Origin of the sequence: Polycladidibacter hongkongensis, assembly GCF_001561995.1 — a bacterium.
Classification (GTDB): Bacteria; Pseudomonadota; Alphaproteobacteria; order Rhizobiales; family Stappiaceae; genus Pseudovibrio; species Pseudovibrio hongkongensis.
This window is the reverse complement of record NZ_LLWC01000008.1, coordinates 105,599-124,253: the sequence shown is the minus strand read 5'-3', so window position 1 is coordinate 124,253 and position 18,655 is coordinate 105,599. Positions and strand designations below refer to the sequence as shown.

At 52.2% G+C, this 18,655-nt stretch carries 18 protein-coding genes and 1 riboswitch; of the genes, 8 read left to right on the top strand and 10 right to left on the bottom strand.

Translation table 11 applies throughout. The features are described 5' to 3' along the window. Nucleotides 1-2: 2 nt before the first annotated feature. Nucleotides 3-908, bottom strand: a complete 906-nt coding sequence (locus AYK82_RS01775) for a polyprenyl synthetase family protein (RefSeq protein WP_068311285.1) — start codon at nucleotides 906-908, stop codon at nucleotides 3-5. 243 nt (nucleotides 909-1,151) lie between these two features. On the opposite strand from AYK82_RS01775, the gene AYK82_RS01770 reads away from it, so the two are divergent. Then, nucleotides 1,152-2,390 (top strand): SAM-dependent methyltransferase, encoded by a 1,239-nt coding sequence (locus tag AYK82_RS01770; protein ID WP_244265699.1) that lies wholly within the window; start codon nucleotides 1,152-1,154, stop codon nucleotides 2,388-2,390. A 99-nt stretch (nucleotides 2,391-2,489) separates the two neighbouring features. On the opposite strand, the gene ahpD is transcribed toward AYK82_RS01770, so the two are convergent. Next, nucleotides 2,490-3,011 (bottom strand): alkylhydroperoxidase, AhpD family, encoded by a 522-nt coding sequence (gene ahpD / locus AYK82_RS01765; protein ID WP_068310692.1) that lies wholly within the window; start codon nucleotides 3,009-3,011, stop codon nucleotides 2,490-2,492. A gap of 122 nt (nucleotides 3,012-3,133) precedes the next feature. Then, nucleotides 3,134-3,685, bottom strand: a complete 552-nt coding sequence (locus AYK82_RS01760) for a peroxiredoxin (protein WP_068310690.1) — start codon at nucleotides 3,683-3,685, stop codon at nucleotides 3,134-3,136. Nucleotides 3,686-3,936: 251 nt separating this feature from the next. Here AYK82_RS01760 and AYK82_RS01755 point away from each other — a divergent pair, with 251 nt between their 5' ends. From AYK82_RS01755 to rpmF, 3 genes are all read left to right on the top strand, one after another. After that, nucleotides 3,937-4,845 carry a hydrogen peroxide-inducible genes activator gene (locus AYK82_RS01755; RefSeq protein WP_068310689.1) on the top strand — a complete coding sequence of 303 codons (909 nt, stop codon included), beginning with the start codon at nucleotides 3,937-3,939 and terminating at the stop codon, nucleotides 4,843-4,845. After that, complete coding sequence (gene mtgA / locus AYK82_RS01750; protein ID WP_341860413.1) at nucleotides 4,842-5,537, top strand: monofunctional biosynthetic peptidoglycan transglycosylase; 696 nt, start codon at nucleotides 4,842-4,844, stop codon at nucleotides 5,535-5,537. The genes AYK82_RS01755 and mtgA overlap by 4 nt, the downstream gene beginning before the upstream one ends. 147 nt (nucleotides 5,538-5,684) lie before the next feature. Further along, nucleotides 5,685-5,867, top strand: coding sequence for a 50S ribosomal protein L32 (gene rpmF / locus AYK82_RS01745; protein ID WP_068310687.1), 183 nt, complete (start codon nucleotides 5,685-5,687; stop codon nucleotides 5,865-5,867). Nucleotides 5,868-5,948: 81 nt separating this feature from the next. Here rpmF and phbB read toward each other — a convergent pair whose 3' ends face one another. After that, the gene (gene phbB, locus AYK82_RS01740) at nucleotides 5,949-6,677 is read right to left on the bottom strand and encodes an acetoacetyl-CoA reductase (RefSeq protein WP_068310686.1); all 729 of its coding nucleotides are present in this window, start codon (nucleotides 6,675-6,677) and stop codon (nucleotides 5,949-5,951) included. Nucleotides 6,678-6,820: 143 nt separating this feature from the next. After that, the gene (locus AYK82_RS01735; protein WP_068310685.1) at nucleotides 6,821-8,023 is read right to left on the bottom strand and encodes an acetyl-CoA C-acetyltransferase; all 1,203 of its coding nucleotides are present in this window, start codon (nucleotides 8,021-8,023) and stop codon (nucleotides 6,821-6,823) included. Nucleotides 8,024-8,287: 264 nt separating this feature from the next. On the opposite strand from AYK82_RS01735, the gene phaR reads away from it, so the two are divergent. Continuing rightward, the gene (gene phaR / locus AYK82_RS01730; RefSeq protein ID WP_068311283.1) at nucleotides 8,288-8,893 is read left to right on the top strand and encodes a polyhydroxyalkanoate synthesis repressor PhaR; all 606 of its coding nucleotides are present in this window, start codon (nucleotides 8,288-8,290) and stop codon (nucleotides 8,891-8,893) included. Between the two features lie 60 nt (nucleotides 8,894-8,953). Here phaR and AYK82_RS01725 read toward each other — a convergent pair whose 3' ends face one another. Further along, on the bottom strand, nucleotides 8,954-10,594 hold the full coding sequence (locus AYK82_RS01725) for a TadE/TadG family type IV pilus assembly protein (protein WP_068310684.1): 1,641 nt from the start codon (nucleotides 10,592-10,594) through the stop codon (nucleotides 8,954-8,956). A 232-nt stretch (nucleotides 10,595-10,826) separates the two neighbouring features. Next, a complete protein-coding gene (locus AYK82_RS01720; protein ID WP_068310681.1) occupies nucleotides 10,827-11,255 on the bottom strand; it encodes a GlcG/HbpS family heme-binding protein in 429 nt (142 codons plus the stop codon). Between the two features lie 132 nt (nucleotides 11,256-11,387). Here AYK82_RS01720 and ggt point away from each other — a divergent pair, with 132 nt between their 5' ends. Next, complete coding sequence (gene ggt, locus AYK82_RS01715) at nucleotides 11,388-12,986, top strand: gamma-glutamyltransferase (RefSeq protein WP_244265698.1); 1,599 nt, start codon at nucleotides 11,388-11,390, stop codon at nucleotides 12,984-12,986. A gap of 504 nt (nucleotides 12,987-13,490) precedes the next feature. On the opposite strand, the gene AYK82_RS01705 is transcribed toward ggt, so the two are convergent. From AYK82_RS01705 to AYK82_RS01695, 3 genes are read right to left on the bottom strand one after another with little or no spacing between them, the layout of a single operon-like run. Beyond that, entirely contained in the window at nucleotides 13,491-14,126 is a 636-nt protein-coding gene (locus tag AYK82_RS01705) for an HAD family hydrolase (protein ID WP_082733675.1), read from the bottom strand. A gap of 29 nt (nucleotides 14,127-14,155) precedes the next feature. After that, nucleotides 14,156-14,704, bottom strand: coding sequence for an IMPACT family protein (locus AYK82_RS01700; RefSeq protein ID WP_068310673.1), 549 nt, complete (start codon nucleotides 14,702-14,704; stop codon nucleotides 14,156-14,158). A gap of 6 nt (nucleotides 14,705-14,710) precedes the next feature. Further along, complete coding sequence (locus AYK82_RS01695) at nucleotides 14,711-15,826, bottom strand: 2'-deoxycytidine 5'-triphosphate deaminase (RefSeq protein ID WP_068310671.1); 1,116 nt, start codon at nucleotides 15,824-15,826, stop codon at nucleotides 14,711-14,713. Nucleotides 15,827-15,948: 122 nt separating this feature from the next. After that, a riboswitch (SAM riboswitch) is annotated at nucleotides 15,949-16,027 on the top strand. Nucleotides 16,028-16,100: 73 nt separating this feature from the next. Between AYK82_RS01695 and AYK82_RS01690 the strand changes: the two genes are divergently transcribed. Next, complete coding sequence (locus AYK82_RS01690) at nucleotides 16,101-17,285, top strand: O-succinylhomoserine sulfhydrylase (RefSeq protein ID WP_068310669.1); 1,185 nt, start codon at nucleotides 16,101-16,103, stop codon at nucleotides 17,283-17,285. Between the two features lie 135 nt (nucleotides 17,286-17,420). Further along, on the top strand, nucleotides 17,421-18,650 hold the full coding sequence (locus AYK82_RS01685; protein WP_068310666.1) for a hypothetical protein: 1,230 nt from the start codon (nucleotides 17,421-17,423) through the stop codon (nucleotides 18,648-18,650). Nucleotides 18,651-18,655: the final 5 nt, after the last annotated feature.

Below are 18,655 nucleotides of genomic sequence, written 5' to 3'. Positions count from 1 at the left end.
AGCTAGTGGGTACGCTTAGCTATAAAATCGGCAATTTCGATGAGAGTGCGTGCGTCATTGCCAAAGGGAGCGAGCAAGATTGCTGCTTCATCAATCAGTTGGGCAAGCTCTTCTCTGGCATGCTCTTGCCCCATCAGGCCAACCAAAGTCGCTTTGCCGCGCTCTTCATCTTTTCCGGCGGCTTTGCCAAGGGTTGCGGCATCAGAGGTGACGTCGAGAAGGTCATCGGCAAGCTGGAAGGCGAGGCCAACAATTTCGCCAAAGCGGGTGAGGCGGGCTATGTCTTCATTGCTGGCTTGAGCAAGCATGGCGCCAGCTCGGCAAGCATAGCGGATGAGTGCGCCGGTTTTCATCGCTTGAAGCGTGCGGATCTGCGCTTCGCTTCTGTCGCTATGCTCTGATTGGAGATCCAGCATTTGGCCTCCTGCCATGCCGCCAATCCCAGAAGCGCGGGCGAGCTCTTGCGATAGCTGAAGGCGGAGCGCGGCACTCTGGTGCACATCTTCACGGGCAATGAGATCAAAGGCGAAGGTGAGCAGAGCATCACCGGCTAGAATGGCGGTTGCCTCGTCAAAAGCCTTATGCGTTGTCGGTTTGCCGCGGCGCAGATCATCATCATCCATCGCTGGCAAATCATCATGCACCAAAGAGTAGCAATGAATGCACTCCAGCGCGGCGGCGGCTGTGAGAACGCCATCATCCTCGCGGCCAAACAGCTTGGCAACCTCTACCATCAGCAGGGGGCGCAGGCGCTTGCCACCGGCCAGTGCGGCATATTGCATGGCATCTGTCAGGCGCTGAGGGCGCGTGATCTCATTTGCTTGGGCATCTTCTTTCAGCGCATTGGCAAGAACGCTTTCTACCTTGCTTGCGGTTTGTTCCAGAGCATTTTGCAAAGTAGGGGTCACGTTGTTGTCTCGCAGCTGAATGAAGTTTGGTCTTTCCTGTCGTATCTGCGCAAAAACGTCAAGGAAATACAACAGCTGCCCTTCTGCTGTCCTTGGGGAATACTGCGGAAATTGAAGGATGATTGCGACAAGTGCTGCGACTATTCTAGGCCATCGTAAATCCTGCTAGGTGCGGATGTTCAGCGGGGGCAAATCATGCAGGCACTAGGGAATATTCTTGGATCCTTTATCAGGAAGGGTCATTTGACGATTATTGATGCGAAGGGTGGGCGTCACGTATTCGGTGATATTACCGAGGAACCCGGCGGCGCACTGCGTATTCATAGCCAAAGCTTGCCATACCGTGCCATGATAGACCCTGAGTTGAAACTCGCCGAAGCCTATATGGATGGGGAACTTACCATTGCCGATGGTTCGAGCCTTATTGATGTCATGTCGGTTATAATGGCAAATGAAGGGCCGATGTCCAACCACTTGCTACATCGGTTGTTGCTCGCGTTTAAAGAAGGACATACACGACGCAAGCAGCGGCTGGACGTGCGACGGGACAAGCAGCATGTGCGCCATCACTATGATCTTTCTGCGGAGCTATACGAGCTGTTTCTCGATGGCGGGATGAACTACAGCTGCGGATATTACGAGAGCCCCGAGACGCCTCTCGAGGATGCACAGAACGCAAAGCTAAACCACATCGTTGCCAAGCTTGACTTGCGCGAGGGGCAAAGCCTGCTGGAAATTGGGGGTGGTTGGGGTTCTTTGGCAATCAGGCTGGCGCAGGCAGGCGCGCAAGTAACATCGCTGAATGTATCGCGCGAGCAGATCGCTGTGGCGCAAAAGCGTGTGGAGCTGGCGGGCGTTGCCGACAAGGTGGAGTTTCTTTGTGTAGATTACCGCGAGTTTGAGGGGCAGTACGATAAGGTTGTCTCGGTTGGTATGATGGAGCATGTGGGGATTGGCAATTACGAGCAGTATTTTGCTAGGGTTCGCGATTGTTTAAAGCCGAACGGATCGGCGCTTATTCACAGCATCGGCCGGTACACGCCGCCGGGGGTCACGGGCCCCTTCTTGGCTAAATATATATTCCCTGGTGGGTACTGTCCTGCTTTGTCCGAGGTGTTTGCTGCTGTTGAAAAGCAGGGCTTATGGGTCTGCGATAACGAAGTGCTTCGGCTGCACTACTACTACACTGTTCGCGATTGGCGGCGGAAATTCGAGCGGAACCGCAGTAAGATCCGCGAACTATATGACGAACGATTTTGCCGGATGTGGGAGCTTTATCTCACCAGCGTGGAGCTTGGGTTCCTACTGGGGCCTACGATGGTGTTTCAGTTGATGCTCGCCAAGGAACGGGATGCTGTGCCTATCTTACGGGGCTATATAGATAAGCGGGAACGGGAACTGAACAAGCGCTTTGACAAGATGCCTGCTCCGATGAGGGCGCTTCATGAAGCACAGGCGCTAGATGTGGGCGCGGCTGAGTAAGGCGCCCGAGATCTCCGTTAACAGTGACCCAAGGAACCTATAAAAAACCCCGGGCGAAGGGCCCGGGGCAGCGCTACTAATCCACAAAGCTTAAGGGGTTTAAGCGTTTGCTTCCAGCGCGATAGCAGCGGATTGGATGATTGCGGCAAAGCGTACAGCGGTCTGCACCATTTCTGCGGTTACACCGGCTTTGCGCAAAATAGCTTCATGGCTATCGATACACATGCCGCAGCCATTAATGGCGGATACTGCGAGTGACCATAGCTCAAAATCAACTTTGTCGACGCCCGGTTTGCCAATGATGTTCATGCGTAGCTTGGCTGGCATGGTTTTGTACTGCTCATTGGAAGAGAGATGGACAAAGCGATAATAGATGTTGTTCATGCCCATGATGGTTGCTGCGGCTTTTGCAGCCTCTAGCGCTTCGGCAGTTAGATGCGGCGCTGCTTCAGCTATCAGGGCTTCGCGTACCTGCTGGTTGCGCGAAGAAATGGCGCAGGCAACGAAGAGGCCATACTTTTGTTGATTAGAGAGGCTTTCATCGGTGGCCATGGAGCCAAGATTCAGGCGGACGTCTTTGGCAAAATCGGGCAGTGCCGCTTTTAAACTATCGATAGACATAGGTTCTCTCCAATCAACTAAGTAGGGTCTTGGCTCGTCTGTTGTTGTTATGCGAGCCTTGGGGCCACTGGCAGCCGCGGGGCACAGTTTTCCCGCGACTGCTTGTTTGTTATGTGCGGCGATTAGGCTGCGATAACGTCGCCGCCAACTTCGCGGTTACATGGGCAAAGTTCGTCGGTTTGCAGTGCATCGAGAACGCGCAGCGTGTCTTTCGGGTTACGGCCAACGTTCAGGTTGGTTGCGTAAACGTGCTGGATTGTGTTCTCGTTGTCGACGATGAAGGTGTAACGGTATGCTACGCCATCAGGAGAGCGAACACCGAGGCCATCGATCAGGGAGCCGTTGGTGTCGGCAAATGCCCAGATTGGCAGTTTATCGAGATCTGGGTGGTCACGGCGCCATGCGAGCTTACAGAATTCGTTGTCGGAAGAACCGCCAAGAACGACGGCATCACGATCTTCAAATTCCTGAGCAAGGCGTGCAAATTCAGCGATTTCGGTTGGGCACACAAAGGTAAAGTCTTTTGGGTAAAAGAAGATAACTTTCCACTTGCCTTCAAAGCTTTTCTCGGTGATCGCTTCAAATGCGCTTTCGCCGTTTTCTTCGTGGTTGTTAAAGCCAGGTTTAACACCAACAACTTCAAATTCAGGCAGTTTTTCACCAATACCGAGCATAGGGGCTCTCCTTGTAGACGAGTTAGGCGATTGAGCACTGTGGTGCAGTGCGAAATTCTGTGTCGCAGGTGCTTTGCGCTGCGAGTGATTTTGTTATGCAGGGTCGGGACGGATCGGTCAAAACGATAATAACGAATTGTGTTATCGTTTTTTTCGATATAAGGTGTTGGCAGGCAATAACTCAAGGAGACACAAGGGATTTTGGAGTTATTCTCGTTCCAGATATTCCTGTGTGTCATGCTGACGCACCGATGTTACCCACACTTCGGCAATTACAATATTTCAAAGCTCTGGCAGAGCATCTGTCGTTCTCTAAGGCGGCAGAAGCTTGCCACATAACGCAATCGACGTTGTCCGCATCTATTCGTCAGTTGGAAGACAACTTGGAATGCGCGCTGGTTGATCGTTCGGGCAAGCAATTGGTGCTCACCGAGACAGGAGAAAAAGTGCTGGCGCAAAGTGCGGCTTTGCTGCGGGATGCAGAAGAGCTGGTGCAAGGGGTGAAGGCCCAACACCAGCCGCTGACAGGCCGATTTCGTCTTGGGGTCATTCCATCTATCTCGCCTTTTGTTTTGCCTCGTTTTTTGCCTGGATTGAGAGAGGCGTTTCCCGCCTTAAAGCTATATTTGCGCGAGGACTTGACGCGCAACCTGCTTTCCAGCTTGAGAGAGGGGCGCATTGACGCTGCCTTGATCGCTTTCCCCTATGAGCTTAGTGGGTTTGATTTTGAGATTGTTGGTGAGGATGCGTTTCTCTTAGCTGTTCCGGCGGAGCACCCATTGGCGGCTCGCGAGGAGATTGCCCTAGAAGAACTTGGGAATGAGCGTTTGCTGCTTTTGGAAGATGGGCATTGTTTGCGCAACCATGTTTTGGCGGCAACGAAGGGACGGTTGGCAGGAGGTGAGGAAGATATTCAGGCAACCTCGTTGATAACTCTTGTACAAATGGTGGATAACGGGCTTGGTGTCACGTTGCTACCCAAGTTAGCCGCGGAAGCTGGGGTCACGGGCGGAACAGGCCTGCGGCTAATTCGCCTAAAAGGGGCGCGTAGCGGACGGCAGTTAGGTGTGGTGTGGCGGCGTAAGTCATCTTTTGAAAAGAATGCGCGGTTGATGGCTGGTGAGTTGGCGATGTTTCTAGCTGGTGAGGGGGCAGGGTGAGTTCGCAAGTGCCGAAAAATAAATGGAGGGTGTGGCGCTGGGTTTTCCGCGCGGTTCTTTGCCTTGCTTTGTTACCTGTCTTACTGAGTGTGCTTTATAGTTTTCTTCCGCCAGTTTCCGCCCTCATGCTCGGGCGTATGTTGAGCGGCCAACCTGTTTGGCGAGATTATAAGCCGCTGGAGGAAATTTCTGTTTATTTACAGCGCTCTGTGGTGGTTTCAGAAGATAGCTTGTTCTGCCAGCACAACGGTGTTGATTGGCAAGCGCTGCGTGGTCAGGTGGATAAGGTGGTTGAAGGGGGCAAGGCGCGTGGGGCGAGCACGTTGACGATGCAGTTGGCGAAGAACCTCTTCCTCTGGAATGACCGCAGTTACCTTCGTAAAGGTCTTGAAGTGCCGTTGGCGGTGATGCTGGATGCGGTGCTGACCAAGCGCCGTATTTTGGAGTTGTATCTTAACATTGCCGAGTGGGGCCCCGGAGTGTTTGGCGCAGAGGCTGCGGCGCAAACTTACTTTGGCAGCACAGCGGCTAAGCTGGGTCCAGCCAAGGCGTCACTGTTGGCAACCGCGCTGCCAAACCCGATTGCGCGGAATCCAGCGCAACCTACGACTGGACATCGGCGGTTAGCGGGGATAAACCAGCAGCGAATGCGGATTGCAGGGGGTGTTTTGGCCTGTGTCGACAAGCCTTGAAGCATTGGCAAAATAAATTTTTGTTTTAGGCTGGCATATTGCGCAATAACCCTGTATAAACCGCGCCATTCTGAAAGTTTGCGTGCGTCGCACGCTGACTCTGCACGCCGAAAGGTGTGTGAGCATAAGGCACAAGAGAGAGCTACGATGGCAGTTCCAAAGAAAAAAGTAACGCGTATGAAGCGCGGCTTTCGCCGTTCTGCGGACGCCCTTGGTCAGCCGGCATATGTGGAAGACAAGGATTCGGGCGAACTGCGTCGTCCGCACCATGTTGACCTGAAAACCGGTATGTACCGTGGTCGTCAGATCCTGCAGGTTAAAGAAGACTAATCTGCAGCGCTAGACGCGTTTGGTTATAAAAAAGCCGCTCTTGCAAAAGGGCGGCTTTTTTTGTGTCTTTGAGAAATACGGTTAGCCGTTAGCCATGTATTGTGCGCCGTTGATGGTCATAACCGAGCCGGTGATAAACGCGGCAGCAGGAGAGCAAAGATAGGTGACCAAAGATGCGATCTCGCTGGCTTTACCCAAGCGACCTACCGGAATTTGGCTAATAATGCTCTCCAGCACCTTCTCAGGCACGGCGGAGACCATATCGGTATCTATATAGCCGGGACAGATGCAATTGACCGTAATGCCTTTGCGAGCGTTTTCTTGCGCTAGAGCTTTTGTAAAGCCAATGACGCCCGCTTTTGCTGCGGAATAATTGGTTTGGCCGATCTGGCCTTTCTGACCATTGATTGAGGAGATATTGATAATTCGGCCATGGCCGCGCTCGCGCATTCCAGAAATGACTGGCCGGGTCATTGTAAACATGGAATCCAGATTGGTGCGCATGACTTGGCTCCACTGGTCAAAATCCATTTTGTGAAACCAGCCGTCGCGCGTGATGCCCGCATTATTTACCAGGATATCAATTGGGCCCAGATCTTGCTCGATTTGGGCAATGCCTTGTGTGCAAGATTGCGGACAACCTGCATCCCATTTGTAGGCTTTTATTCCAGTCTCTTCTGAGAACTTTTCGGCGCGCTCTGTATTTCCGGCATATGTTGCCGCTGTTATGTAGCCGCTTTTTTGTAAAGTAATCGCGATTTCTGCGCCTATTCCACGTGTTCCGCCGGTAACTACTGCAGTATTCCCCATAGTGACACCTCATTCCTAAAAGAACTGGGAGATAACAGGTATTTCAAGCAAACAGTAATGGCGAGCTTAATACAACCTCGCCATTAGAATATACTGGCGTTTATATCTTATGTTTCTTGCTAGTATTTAGTAGGGTTTTGCGCTTACCCGCGTTCGACGCAGAGGGCAACACCTTGACCGCCGCCGATGCATAATGTGGCGAGGCCTCGCTTGGCGTCTTGGCGCTTCATCTCGTGCAGCAGCGTTACAAGAACGCGGGCCCCAGATGCGCCGATAGGGTGCCCAAGCGCAATGGCGCCGCCATTGACATTGACCTTTTGCGGGTCAAGGTTGAGGCCTTTGTTAACGGCAAGAGCTTGAGCGGCGAAGGCTTCATTGGCCTCTACCAAATCGAGGTCTTCCACGTTCCATCCTGCTTTTTCCATCGCCTTTTGCGAAGCTGGGATCGGGCCTGTGCCCATGATCGATGGATCGACACCAGCGGTTGCCCATGAGGCGATGCGAGCGAGAGGCTCTAGGCCGCGCTTAGCAGCTTCGTCTGCGCTCATGAGTACCAGCGCTGCCGCGCCGTCGTTTAGGCCTGATGCGTTGGCGGCCGTGACGGTGCCATCCTTGATGAAGGCGGGACGTAGTTTTGTCATGGACGCGAGGTCGGCGTCGTAGCGGATGTATTCATCATCAGCAACGATACGCTCTTTGCGTCGTTCTGTGACGGTGACGGGAGTGATTTCCTCTTTAAACTTGCCAGCTTTTTGCGCAGCTTCGGCTTTGTTTTGAGAGCTTACGGCGAAGCTGTCCTGATCCTCACGGGTGATCTGGAACTTCTGGGCAACATTTTCTGCTGTTTGGCCCATATGATAGCCGTTGAAGGCGTCCCAAAGGCCGTCCTTAATCATGGTGTCGACCATTTTATAGTCGCCCATTTTAACGCCAGAGCGCAGGTGTTGGCAGTGAGGCGAGAGGCTCATGTTCTCTTGGCCACCTGCAACGATAATATCCGCATCGCCAGAGAGGATTTGCTGCATGCCCATGGCAACGGTGCGCAAACCAGAGCCGCAAACCTGATTAACGATAATGGCGGTTGAATCCTCTGAAAGACCTGCGTTGATAGCTGCGATCCGAGCGGGGTTTTGCCCTTGTCCAGCGGTGAGAACTTGGCCGAAGATAACTTCGTCTACCTCGTTTGCTGGAAGCTTGGCTTGCTCTAGGGCCGATTTTATGACGATGGCACCTAGGTCGTGTGCGGGGGTATTTGCGAATGAGCCGTTGAACGAGCCTATGGGTGTTCGAGTTGCGCTCACAATGACGACGGAAGCATCTTTTGATGCGTTGCTTTGGGTTGGCATTGTAGTCTCCTCAGCTACGACTTGGGAGGCTGCCGATGTGTACTCTAGGTGCAACCCCGCAAGGAAAAGTATGTAGTTGCAATCTAGGCAGTTTTCCTGAGAGAGCGCCAGTCTGTTTTTCGTCTAAGTCTCCCCTAATTCTCAGGGAATGCATGCTTAAAAGGGTTTGGCATGGCAAAATAGTTGCGCTAGGGTTGCCGCCAAATAGGAAATTCGTAGGTGTGGCAGGTGTGTTTGCGGCGCCCCGATTTGCAGGAGGTGCACATGGCACAGCACGGTGAGGCAACTGTAATCAAGAAGTATGCTAACCGCAGGCTTTATGACACCAGCAGCAGCTCTTATGTCACCTTGGAAGACTTGGCTGTGATGGTGAAGGATGGCCGGGAGTTTGTTGTGCAGGATGCCAAGAGCGGGGAAGATATTACGCGCTCGGTGCTAACCCAGATTATTTTTGAGCAGGAAAGCAAAGGGCAAAATCTGCTGCCGATTGCGTTTTTGCGCCAGTTGATCGGATTTTATGGCGACAGCATGCAAAGCATTGTGCCGAGCTACCTAGAGCACTCGCTTGGAAGTTTTGTGCAGGAACAGGAAAAGATGCGCGCCAAGCTTTCGCAGGCTATGACAACGACGCCTTTTGAATTGGTTGAGGAGCAGGTGAAGCGCAACAGCGAGATGTTCCAAAAAGCTATGGGTATGTTTATGCCGGGCTTTGGAGACGGTAAGACCGAGCCAGGCGAAGCGGTAAAAGCCGAGGGTAAAACATCTGGAGCAACTGATGAAAGAGCTGCAACGGGCGAGCAGCTGGACGGGCTGAAAGAACAACTCGCCCAGATGCAGGCGCAGATAGAAGCACTTTCCAAGAAGCACTAGGCCGGCGCGGGTGTGCAATTGCAACTTACCGCAAAAGAAAAGGGGCTATGACCCCTTTTGCTATTTTGAAACGTAGACGCTTTTCACATACTTTGCGATGCCTGAAAATGCCTTTTTAAGGTCATCTGCGTTTTTGGCAAGAACGAACTTTCCATCCTTACCTGCGCAATCACGGAGAATCTTAAGAAGGGAAGATGGCGGCTTTTCGCTAGTTTGATAAAAGACCGAAAAAATAGTAATCCCACTTTCTCTAATGGCTTTGCAGGCCTCTTTTGCGCGATAATTTGCTATTGGTATGTTTACATCGTTCCCTTGCGTATCACGGTCGTACTTGGGATTTTTCAGACGTTTTCCATTTATGTACTCAAACATACTGCGCGGATAGGGCTGATAAAACTTGTATGTGTCCGTCTCCCAAAGGTACTTTACAACAGTTCTATATTTTCGAACCCACATCCCATATTCTTCGATGTACATATAAGGAGTTTTGCGGAAGTAGCTGTTAAACTTTCCATCTGTCATAAAAATCATGAATTTCTTGGTTTGGCCATAGCTAGCAGCTGGCTTGCTGTTAGGTTGCCGTTGCCAAAAGGAGTTCCATTTGGGTGACAAGGTGTGCCAGCCCCAAAGCATGCCAATATGGCCTGCTGTGTTATTTTCCGTGTCCAAGAGGTTAATGGTTTGTGAAAGTGCATTGCGATTAGAGGTAAGCGCTCTTATGGGTGCTGTTTTCTTGCAGTTTTCACCAAAAAACGCGCCGTATCCATTTATCGCATGCCCCATGTGCTTATATCTCCTCGTAGGAAGCTCGAGAGGCGGCATATCGTCCTTAAGCAAGAAGTTATCTATTTCATCTGCATGTGATACTTGTCTCTTAACGAAACGCAGTTGCTGTCTATAACCCTTTTTGCTAACTGTTTCATTGTCGTATGTATCAATGTATTTTTGACGGCTGACCATGCAGGAGTGTTTTGATTTAGATGTACTTTGCAAAGGCACAATACTGTCTTGAACTATTTGGGCATCTTTTAGTGGAAGTGAAACAAATTCATTGTATGGAATGATGGATAAACTGATACGTGCATCTTCTTCGCTGATAGAAGGTGGTAACAGTTCATCGATGACACTTTTTACTGCGGTTTCTAAAGCCCCGTCTGCCTTGCCTTTCTTTATATGCCTTTTCATGGACAATGTGACATCTAGAACTAGAGCAATTTCTGCGCTTCCAACGCCGAAGTTGACCGTGGTATTTGTTCCCACGTTTAGTTTTGAGTAGTCATCCTCCCCGAAACCCGGGATAAGATTAGCGAGGCGGATAAAGAATGTGGGAACGTTCGCACTTGCAGCTAGATTAATGACACCGGTTTGCATATTTACATCTGGCTCTATCTCCGCGATCGTGACATCACCGTAGACCATCCCCTCGATGTTTTTTATGTAAAGTTCTTTGATCAGCGTTTTAGCCTCAGCGACTGACATCTCTTCTTTATCTAGCCGGGTGGCAGCGGCGAGGCCGGCGGTGTCTAGCGCGGCATAGAGGCGCTGCTGGGTGGTGAAAGCACGGCCAAAATCGATACCCATACCGATGATCACAATAAGCAGCACGATCAGGAAGGCCGTGATAACCGCGACCACTCCCCTCTCGTCGTCTTTAAATGCAATCTGCTTGGCGCGAAGTTGCGCAATCCAATGAAATAGCATAGCAGGCCCCACAATCTGCCCATTTTATAGTATGGGTTGCATGATATTGCTTTGTGCAGCTTTTGGAAGAAAAAACGCGACGTTAACTTTAATAATAGGTGGAAATTTATTACAATTTTATATTATGTGTGGCTCGTTTTGAGGATATCTGGTCCGATATGTCGAGATTTACTTAAGGAATAGCACGGTTTTTACTAGGTATCTATTTTGCATGTTAATTGCTGTATGTAGACTATCCGCAATCAGCAACAAGATTGTTCTGATATATGCTGTGGCAGGCGCAAGTTTCATCGTTTTCTGATGTGTCACCTGTTATACCAATGGCGCCAAAGATCCTACCAGTGTCGTTTCGTATCAAAACTCCACCTGGAACAGGTACAATGCCACCTTGCGCTAGGCCATTTAGAGCCTGAATGAAGTGGGGGCGGCTTGCTGCATTGTCATTAAGCCAGCGGCTGCCTACGCCCACAGCTAAGGCGCCAAATGCTTTTCCTGTGGCGATTTGCGGGCGCATGATCGAGGAGCCGTCTTGGCGCTCCAGAGCGATTACATGACCGCCCGCATCAAGAACTGCTACTGTGATGGGCTTGAGGCCAAGTTCGGCTGCCTTCTCCTGAGCTGAAGATATAATGGCTTTTGCTAGTGAAAGGTTGAGTTGCATACCGTCTAATCCCTATCGTAAATTCACTAGGAGATAGCAGTGGGGTCGCCGTGTTCCAACCGGCCAATATGGAAAAGCAGTTGCGCAAATTTGGCAGTAAAAACCTTAATGGTGCATGGGTAAGGTGGCTTGATGAGCAGTCGTGACTTTCAGATGAATGGACGCTCAGCCGTGTATGGACAGCGCGCTATGGTGGCGACCTCGCACCCGCTGGCGAGTGAAGCGGCTGTTGGTATTTTGCACAAGGGGGGGAACGCGGCAGATGCAGCTGTTGCAGCGGTGGCGGTGCAAGGTGTTGTCGAGCCGCAGATGACAGGCATTGGCGGTGACTGTTTTGCCCTTGTGGGGCAGGAAGGCCGTAAGCTGTGGGGCATGAATGCTTCAGGGCGTTCTGCGGCAGCGGCAAATGCTGCTGCGCTGAGGGAGGAGGGACTAAGCAAGGTGCCGCCTCATAGCGGCCACGCGGTGACAGTGCCCGGCGCTGTTCGTGGTTGGGAAATGCTGCTGCAAGAGTTTGGCAGGCTCTCTTGGGCAGAAGTGCTAGCGCCGGCGATTGGTTATGCTCGCAATGGATTTCCTGTGGCGCCACGTGTTGCCTTTGATTGGCAAGGGCTTGTTCCTGCGCTGAGAGTTTGTGAGGCAAGTGAAAAGATTTATCTACGCGCTGGCGCAGCTCCAAAAGCTGGTGATGTGATGCGTTTTGCACAACTGGCAGAAACGCTGGAACGTATCGCAGCAGAAGGTGCCGACGGTTTTTACAAGGGGCCTGTGGCGCAGGACATTGCTGCGCAGGTGCAGGCGCATGGCGGCTTGTTAACTGTTGATGATCTCGCCGCAATGCAGGCAGAGGAAGTGGTGCCGATTACCAGCGATTATGCAGGGCTTGAAATAGCCGAGTTGCCACCAAACGGGCAAGGAATTGTTGCATTGCTCCTGCTGGAGATCCTCAAGCGTTTTGACTTGCGCGGGCTTGAGCCATTGGGCGTTCAGCGGTTGCATATACACATGGAGGCAACAAAGCTTGCTTACTCGGCGCGGGATGCTTTTTTGGCGGATCCGCAAGCCATGGCCTTTGATGCGATGGAGCTTTTGCGCGCCGATCATGTTGACAAGCTTGCAGGGAGGATCCGCATGGATGGCGTGCTGCCACGCCAACAAACACAGCTGCTCTCTCCAAAGTCTGATACGGTGTGCCTTAGCGTGGTGGATGAGGATGGCTTGGCAGTATCGCTCATCAACTCGATATACAAGGGCTTTGGCTCATGCATAACAGCGCCGCAAAGTGGTGTGCTCTTGCAGAACAGGGGGGCTTGCTTCTCGCTTGAAGAAGGGCATGCGAACGAGCTGCTAGGTGGCAAGCGGCCCATGCATACGATTATTCCAGCAATAGCCATGCAAGATGGGCGGCCTTCGATCGCGTTCGGCGTCATGGGCGGTGGTTATCAACCCTGCGGGCATGCCTATGTGCTGAGCAACATGTTGGATTATCAGATGGACATACAAGCAGCGATTGATCTGCCGCGTGTGTTTATTGACGAAGATAGCCTTGCGTTGCAGGCGGAGGCCGGTATTCCAGAAGAGAGCTGTGCGGGGCTGCGGGCGATTGGGCATCGTCTTGAACGGGTAAGAGAGCCTATTGGCGGTGGGCAAGGCATTGTTATTGATCGCAACCGCGGTGTGCTCATCGGGGGCTCAGACCCGCGCAAGGATGGCTGCGCGATTGGCTTCTAACTGTCGCTTGGAATTAGGCAAAGATTTCTGTGAAGCGACCATTTCCCAGAGCATAGCGCGCTTTGATTGCGGCGCGATACTGGCGCACCCTGCGGGACTTTAGATTTGAGGCTGTGCCCGTGAGTGCTTCTTGTAAGCCAAGCAAAGTGGCTGTGCTGGCGTGTTTTCGGGCAAGTGATTGATTTTGCCAGCGGGCGAGTGCATAGCGGCGACCTGGGCGCCTGCGCTTCAGGACCGCCTTGCGCGCAAAGGGCCGCTTAGCTGTGGCTTGATGGTTTTCGTTGGCAGGAGGCTGATTGCCCACACTAAAGTTTGGGAAATAACGGCCTTTGCCCTCGTAAAATTGTAGGCGCACTCGAACAGGTGGCAAACACCGCAAAACCATTTTCCAGACCTTACACACTTACAGACTGCCTAAAGGAGGGCATGCAAATGCTATGGCTTCGCATCCCCTAGATACTGCTGTTCAGCCTAGCAAAATTTTCATTAAAACTTTAATGAAAATTAACCATGGTTAACGCTGGTGGAAAACTGAAGGGATTCTGCCAACTCTCCGTGGAACTGCGCGAAGCTGCGGTAGAGAATGGCGGCTAGGCCTGCCGCTTTCGCACCGACGATGTTTTCCTCCTTGTCATCGACAAACAGGCAGTTTTTGGGCTCATAGCCATAGCAACTGCAAATCGCCTTGTAGACCGCAGGGTCGGGCTTGCGCGCACCAAAGTGGCAGGAAGCGTGGGCTTTGTCGCCGAAGAGGCTTTCTAGTTCTGGGGCGATGGCGAAAAGATTCTCAGCGAGCATGGCGCCATTGTTGGTTAGTAGCGCAAGATCATATCGCTGCTTCAGGTGGGCGAGCAGCTCAAGCATTTGTGGGCGTGGGCGCATCATTTGATGGCGGATCTGGATCCACTCTTCCGCGCTTAGTTCAAAGCCAAGCAACTGGTTGTATTGTTTTAAATAGGCTGCTCCTGTTGCAGGAATGCCGGTTTCGGAAAGGTCTTCTTCCGGACCGCCCCAAACGCGTTGGTGAATTTCCTGCGGCGAAATCCCTGTTCGCTCTGCCAGCAGCTGCAAACGCTTGGGGTGATCATAGTCATAAATCACTTCATCCATATCAAAGATGAGGAACCGGATCTCAGTCACCTAATTCTCCTTGCAAGATCAACATTGCGCTAAAGCTGCGAGATTTTCTCTTCTGGGCCGCTAACGTGAAGGCAGACGCCGCCCTCGGTAAATTCTCTGTTGAGGACAGAGAGCCCAAGAAGGCTCACCTGCCGTTCTAGTTCCGCGCTTTGTGAAAAAGAAGCAGATACGGTTTTTGCCAGGATCTTTTCCCATGGTTGTAGCGTGGCTTGTGCAATTACCGCGTTTGCCGCGCCGGAATAGGCTCTGGCGAGGCCGCCGGTGCCCAGCTTTATGCCACCGAAGTATCGCACAACGATGACGCCGGTGTTGATGAGCTTGTGGCCGATCAGGGTTTTCAGCATGGGCATGCCAGAGGTGCCAGCGGGTTCGCCATCATCTTTCGCGCTTTCGTCGATGCGGTCATCAGGCAGCATGCGGCGGAAAGCGGTGACATGGTGATTTGCCTTGCGATGTTCGGCGCGCAGCTGGGCGAGACGGCTGTCAAACGTCTCTATGGGAACGAGAAAAGCCAAAAAACGGGATTTCTTTTCTTCTGTCTCGCAGTAGAACTCGTCTTTAATGGTTTGCAGCGGCATGGGTGCTTACTCAGCCAAGGCACGAAAGTGCTTGGAAAGCTTGAGCGCTTGGCCTTGGTAGTTTGAGCCTATGCCCTCGCCATAGAGAGTTTGGGGAGGTTCTGTCATGTGTTCGTAGACGAGGCGGCCGACTGTTTGTCCGTGCTCGACAATGAACGGCACTTCGTGCGAACGCACCTCAAGAACAGCGCGTGAGCCGCCACCGCCGATTTTCTCGTGGCCAAAACCGGGATCAAAGAAGCCGGCATAGTGGACACGGAACTCGCCCACGAGAGGATCAAACGGCACCATTTCAGCGGCATATTCGGGTGGGACGTGCACTGCTTCTTGGGAGACAAGAATATAGAACTCGTTCGGATCCAGAATGATGGAGGCTTTGCCGCGGTTGTAAATCGGCTCCCAGAAATCTAGCGGGTCTTGGGCGGCTTTGGCATCAACATCAATCACGCCGGTGTGGCGTTTGGCACGATAGCCAATCAGCCCGCCTTTGCCGCTGCCCATTAGATCGATGGAAAGTTGCACGCCGCCGCCGATGACTTCGTTTCCACCACTGATAAGCGTACGATCGCGGTGAATGTGCTCCAGCGTTTCATCAGAGATAAGTGGATCTCCAAGACGGAAACGGATTTGGGATAGGCGTGAGCCTTCACGAACCAGCACAGGGAAAGTGCGCGGCGAAATCTCCGCATAAAGCGCGCCGTCATACCCTGCTTCAACCCGATCAAAGGCGCTGCCATTATTTGTGATCACGCGGGTGAATACATCAATGCGGCCCGTGGAGCTTTTCGGGTTGGTTGTTGCTGCGAGATTTTCTGGCAGGGAGAGGCTCTCCTGCAATTCAACTATATAAACACAGCCGGTCTCAAGCACTGCACCCTTTTGCAGGTCGATTTCATGCAGGATGAGGTCTTCCAGCTTGTCCATTACCTTTGCCTCTGGTCCAGGCAAGAAACTGGCACGTACCCGCCATGCCCGCTTGCCGAGGCGCAGATCCAGACTGGCGGGTTGGATTTGATCGGAATCGGGGGTGTTCGGCGCTGCGATGAAGCTCTTGTCAAACATTTGCCTAATTGCAGCAGCTGGCAAAATACCGCTTTTTGCTTTGCTCCAGAGTAGACCCATCACCGCACCTCGTTTTTCCAGCCGATATTAACCCGCAAACTGATTGTTGAAGTTTGATTAACGGAGAACGCAGATTTAGCCAAGCTCCGATTGTTTGACCTTCGCTCAATCTTGCAATAAAACAGTGTCATCGTGGCGATTTGGGCGGCCGGCTTGCTTGCCACGTTAAAGAACTTGCTAAAGGGCCGGGTTTCTTGCAGTGACCTCGGCTTTTGGCTGAGGTTTTGTTTTTTGGCACTTGAGTCTTGCTTAAAGTGCCGATGCAGGAAGAAAGATGAGCACGAACAAAAACTGGAAACCTGCCACCAAACTCGTACATGGCGGCACCACACGCTCTCCGTTTGGAGAGACATCCGAGGCATTGTTCCTCACACAAGGGTTTGTTTATGACAGCGCTGAGGCGGCGGAAGCACGTTTTCTGGGTGACCAGAGCGGCTATATCTACTCGCGTTATGCCAACCCAACGGTTTCCATGTTTGAACAGCGAATGTGCGAGCTAGAAGGCGCCGAGGCCGCAAGGGCGACTTCCTCTGGCATGGCTGCGGTGAATACAGCGATTATGTCCTGCGTGAAGGCCGGCGATCATTTCGTGGCTCCCAAGGCGCTGTTCGGCTCCTGCCGCTATATCATCGAGCAAATTTTGCCGCGCTATGGTGTTGAAACCACGCTGATTGATGGCACCAATCTAGATGAATGGAAGGCGGCAATCCGCCCAAACACCAAGGGCGCGTTTCTGGAAAGCCCAACCAACCCGACGCTTGATCTGGTTGATATCCAGGCGGTTGCAGATCTCATCCACGAAGTAGGTGGGCGACTGATCGTGGATAATGTTTTTGCCACAGCTATTTGGCAATCACCTTTGCAGCTTGGCGCCGATGTGGTGATTTATTCGGCGACCAAGCACATTGACGGGCAGGGGCGTTGCCTTGGCGGTGTTGTGCTTTCCGATGAAAAGTGGATCTCTGAGGAAGTTCACGACATGTACAAGCACACGGGCCCTTCTATGAGTCCGTTTAACGCTTGGGTGCTGCTTAAGGGCTTGGAAACGCTAGATTTGCGCGTTCAGCGCCAAAGCACAACAGCAGCGCAGCTTGCAGATATGCTGACTGCGAGCAGCAAGGTTTCGCGGCTGATTTATCCAGGGCGTGATGATCATCCGCAGGCGGAGCTGGCCAAAAAGCAGATGCGTGGCGGCTCTACCATGGTTGCTTTTGATCTGGAGGGTGGCAAAGAGGCCGCGTTCAAGCTGTCAAATGCACTGGAGATTGTGAGTTTGTCTAATAATCTTGGCGATGCAAAAAGCCTGATAACGCATCCTGCTACGACGACCCACCAAAGCGTTGCTGAAGAGGCGCGTCTAGAGCTGGGTATTTCTGACAAGACCTTGCGGCTATCTGTTGGCTTGGAGGATCCTGCGGATCTAATTGCTGATTTTGAGCAGGCGCTGGCGCAGGTTTAAAGCAAGTACAGTGTTGATTTTTGAAAGGGGTGCCATTTGGTACCCCTTTTGTTTTGGCCTGCCAAAAGCTGGAGGTGTGTTTGAGCGTACACAGCGCTATGTTGTGGGCTCTGGCGATGTCCAAAAGAGGTTCGCGTGCTGAACAGTGTGGTGGTAATAGCGGTGGCGCTGGTATTGCTTTGGGTATTAATGCGCCCGAAGTTGCAAGGCTCCGAGCGGTGGCAGGCGACACTAACGCCGCTTGCTTCCATCATAGGGAGCGGTTTTTTGGTGTCCGTTCCTATCTTGGCGGGCGAGCTTGGTAACTGGGCAATTCTCGGCATTTTTGTGCTGATTGTTGCGGCTTATTGCATTGGCATAGTGATCCGCTTCAATATCCAGTATGCCGAACCATTATTTGCGGCAAGGGATGCACGTGGGCAGCACCGGCTCATCATTTCGCTTGAAAAACTCTCGCAACTCTTGTTGGCATTCGCTTATTTTGTTTCGATTGCCTACTACCTTGTTTTGCTAGGAAATTTCATTCTTAAAGGGTTTGGCATTGAGAGCGATGTAGGAGCCCAAGTTATTGCTAGTCTGCTACTTTTTGTTATTGCAGGTGCGGGCGTATCCGGTGGGCTTGGCTCTGTAGAAAAGGTGGAAAAGTATGCAGTAGCGTTAAATTTGGCGATAATTGGTGCACTGCTGGCGGGTTTGTTGCTTTACAACGGCACGCTTGTTTTTGAAGGCGAGTGGCAGTTGCCAGCAGAAACGACCAGCTTTAGCCTGCATAAGGTGCAGGTGCTGCTTGGCCTGCTGATTATCGTGCAGGGCTTTGAAACCTCCCGTTTTTTGGGGGACGAGTACAGCGCACCACTTCGGATCTCCTCTATGCGTTTGGCTCAGCGGTTCTCCGCGGGAATCTACCTGGTATTTTTTGCACTTATCAGTGTGCTGTTTGGCTACCTGGAGGCCGATCGTTCTATTGCTGCGGTAATTTCCCTCGTCGGGCATGTTGCGATCATCTTGCCGCTTATGCTCACTCTTGGGGCGGTGGCAAGCCAGTTTGGTGCTGCGATTGCTGACAGCTTGGGCAGTGCGGGATTGCTTGAGGATACAACCGAGCGGCGCGTGGATGTAAAGCACGCCTATATCTTGATTGGCGTTGTTGCAATTGCTTTGGTTTGGCGAACGGATGTTATGCGCATTGTAACCCTTGCTTCTCAGGCGTTTGCGCTGTTTTACCTAACGCAATGCGGGGTCGCGTTGGCTGTGTTGAATACCCAGCATAGCATTGCTGACCGAAGGGCTCGCCAAGTGGGATTTGCGTTTGTTGGGCTTCTCTGTCTTGCCGTGGTGGTTCTTGGTGTGCCGGCTCCTGCATGATGAGG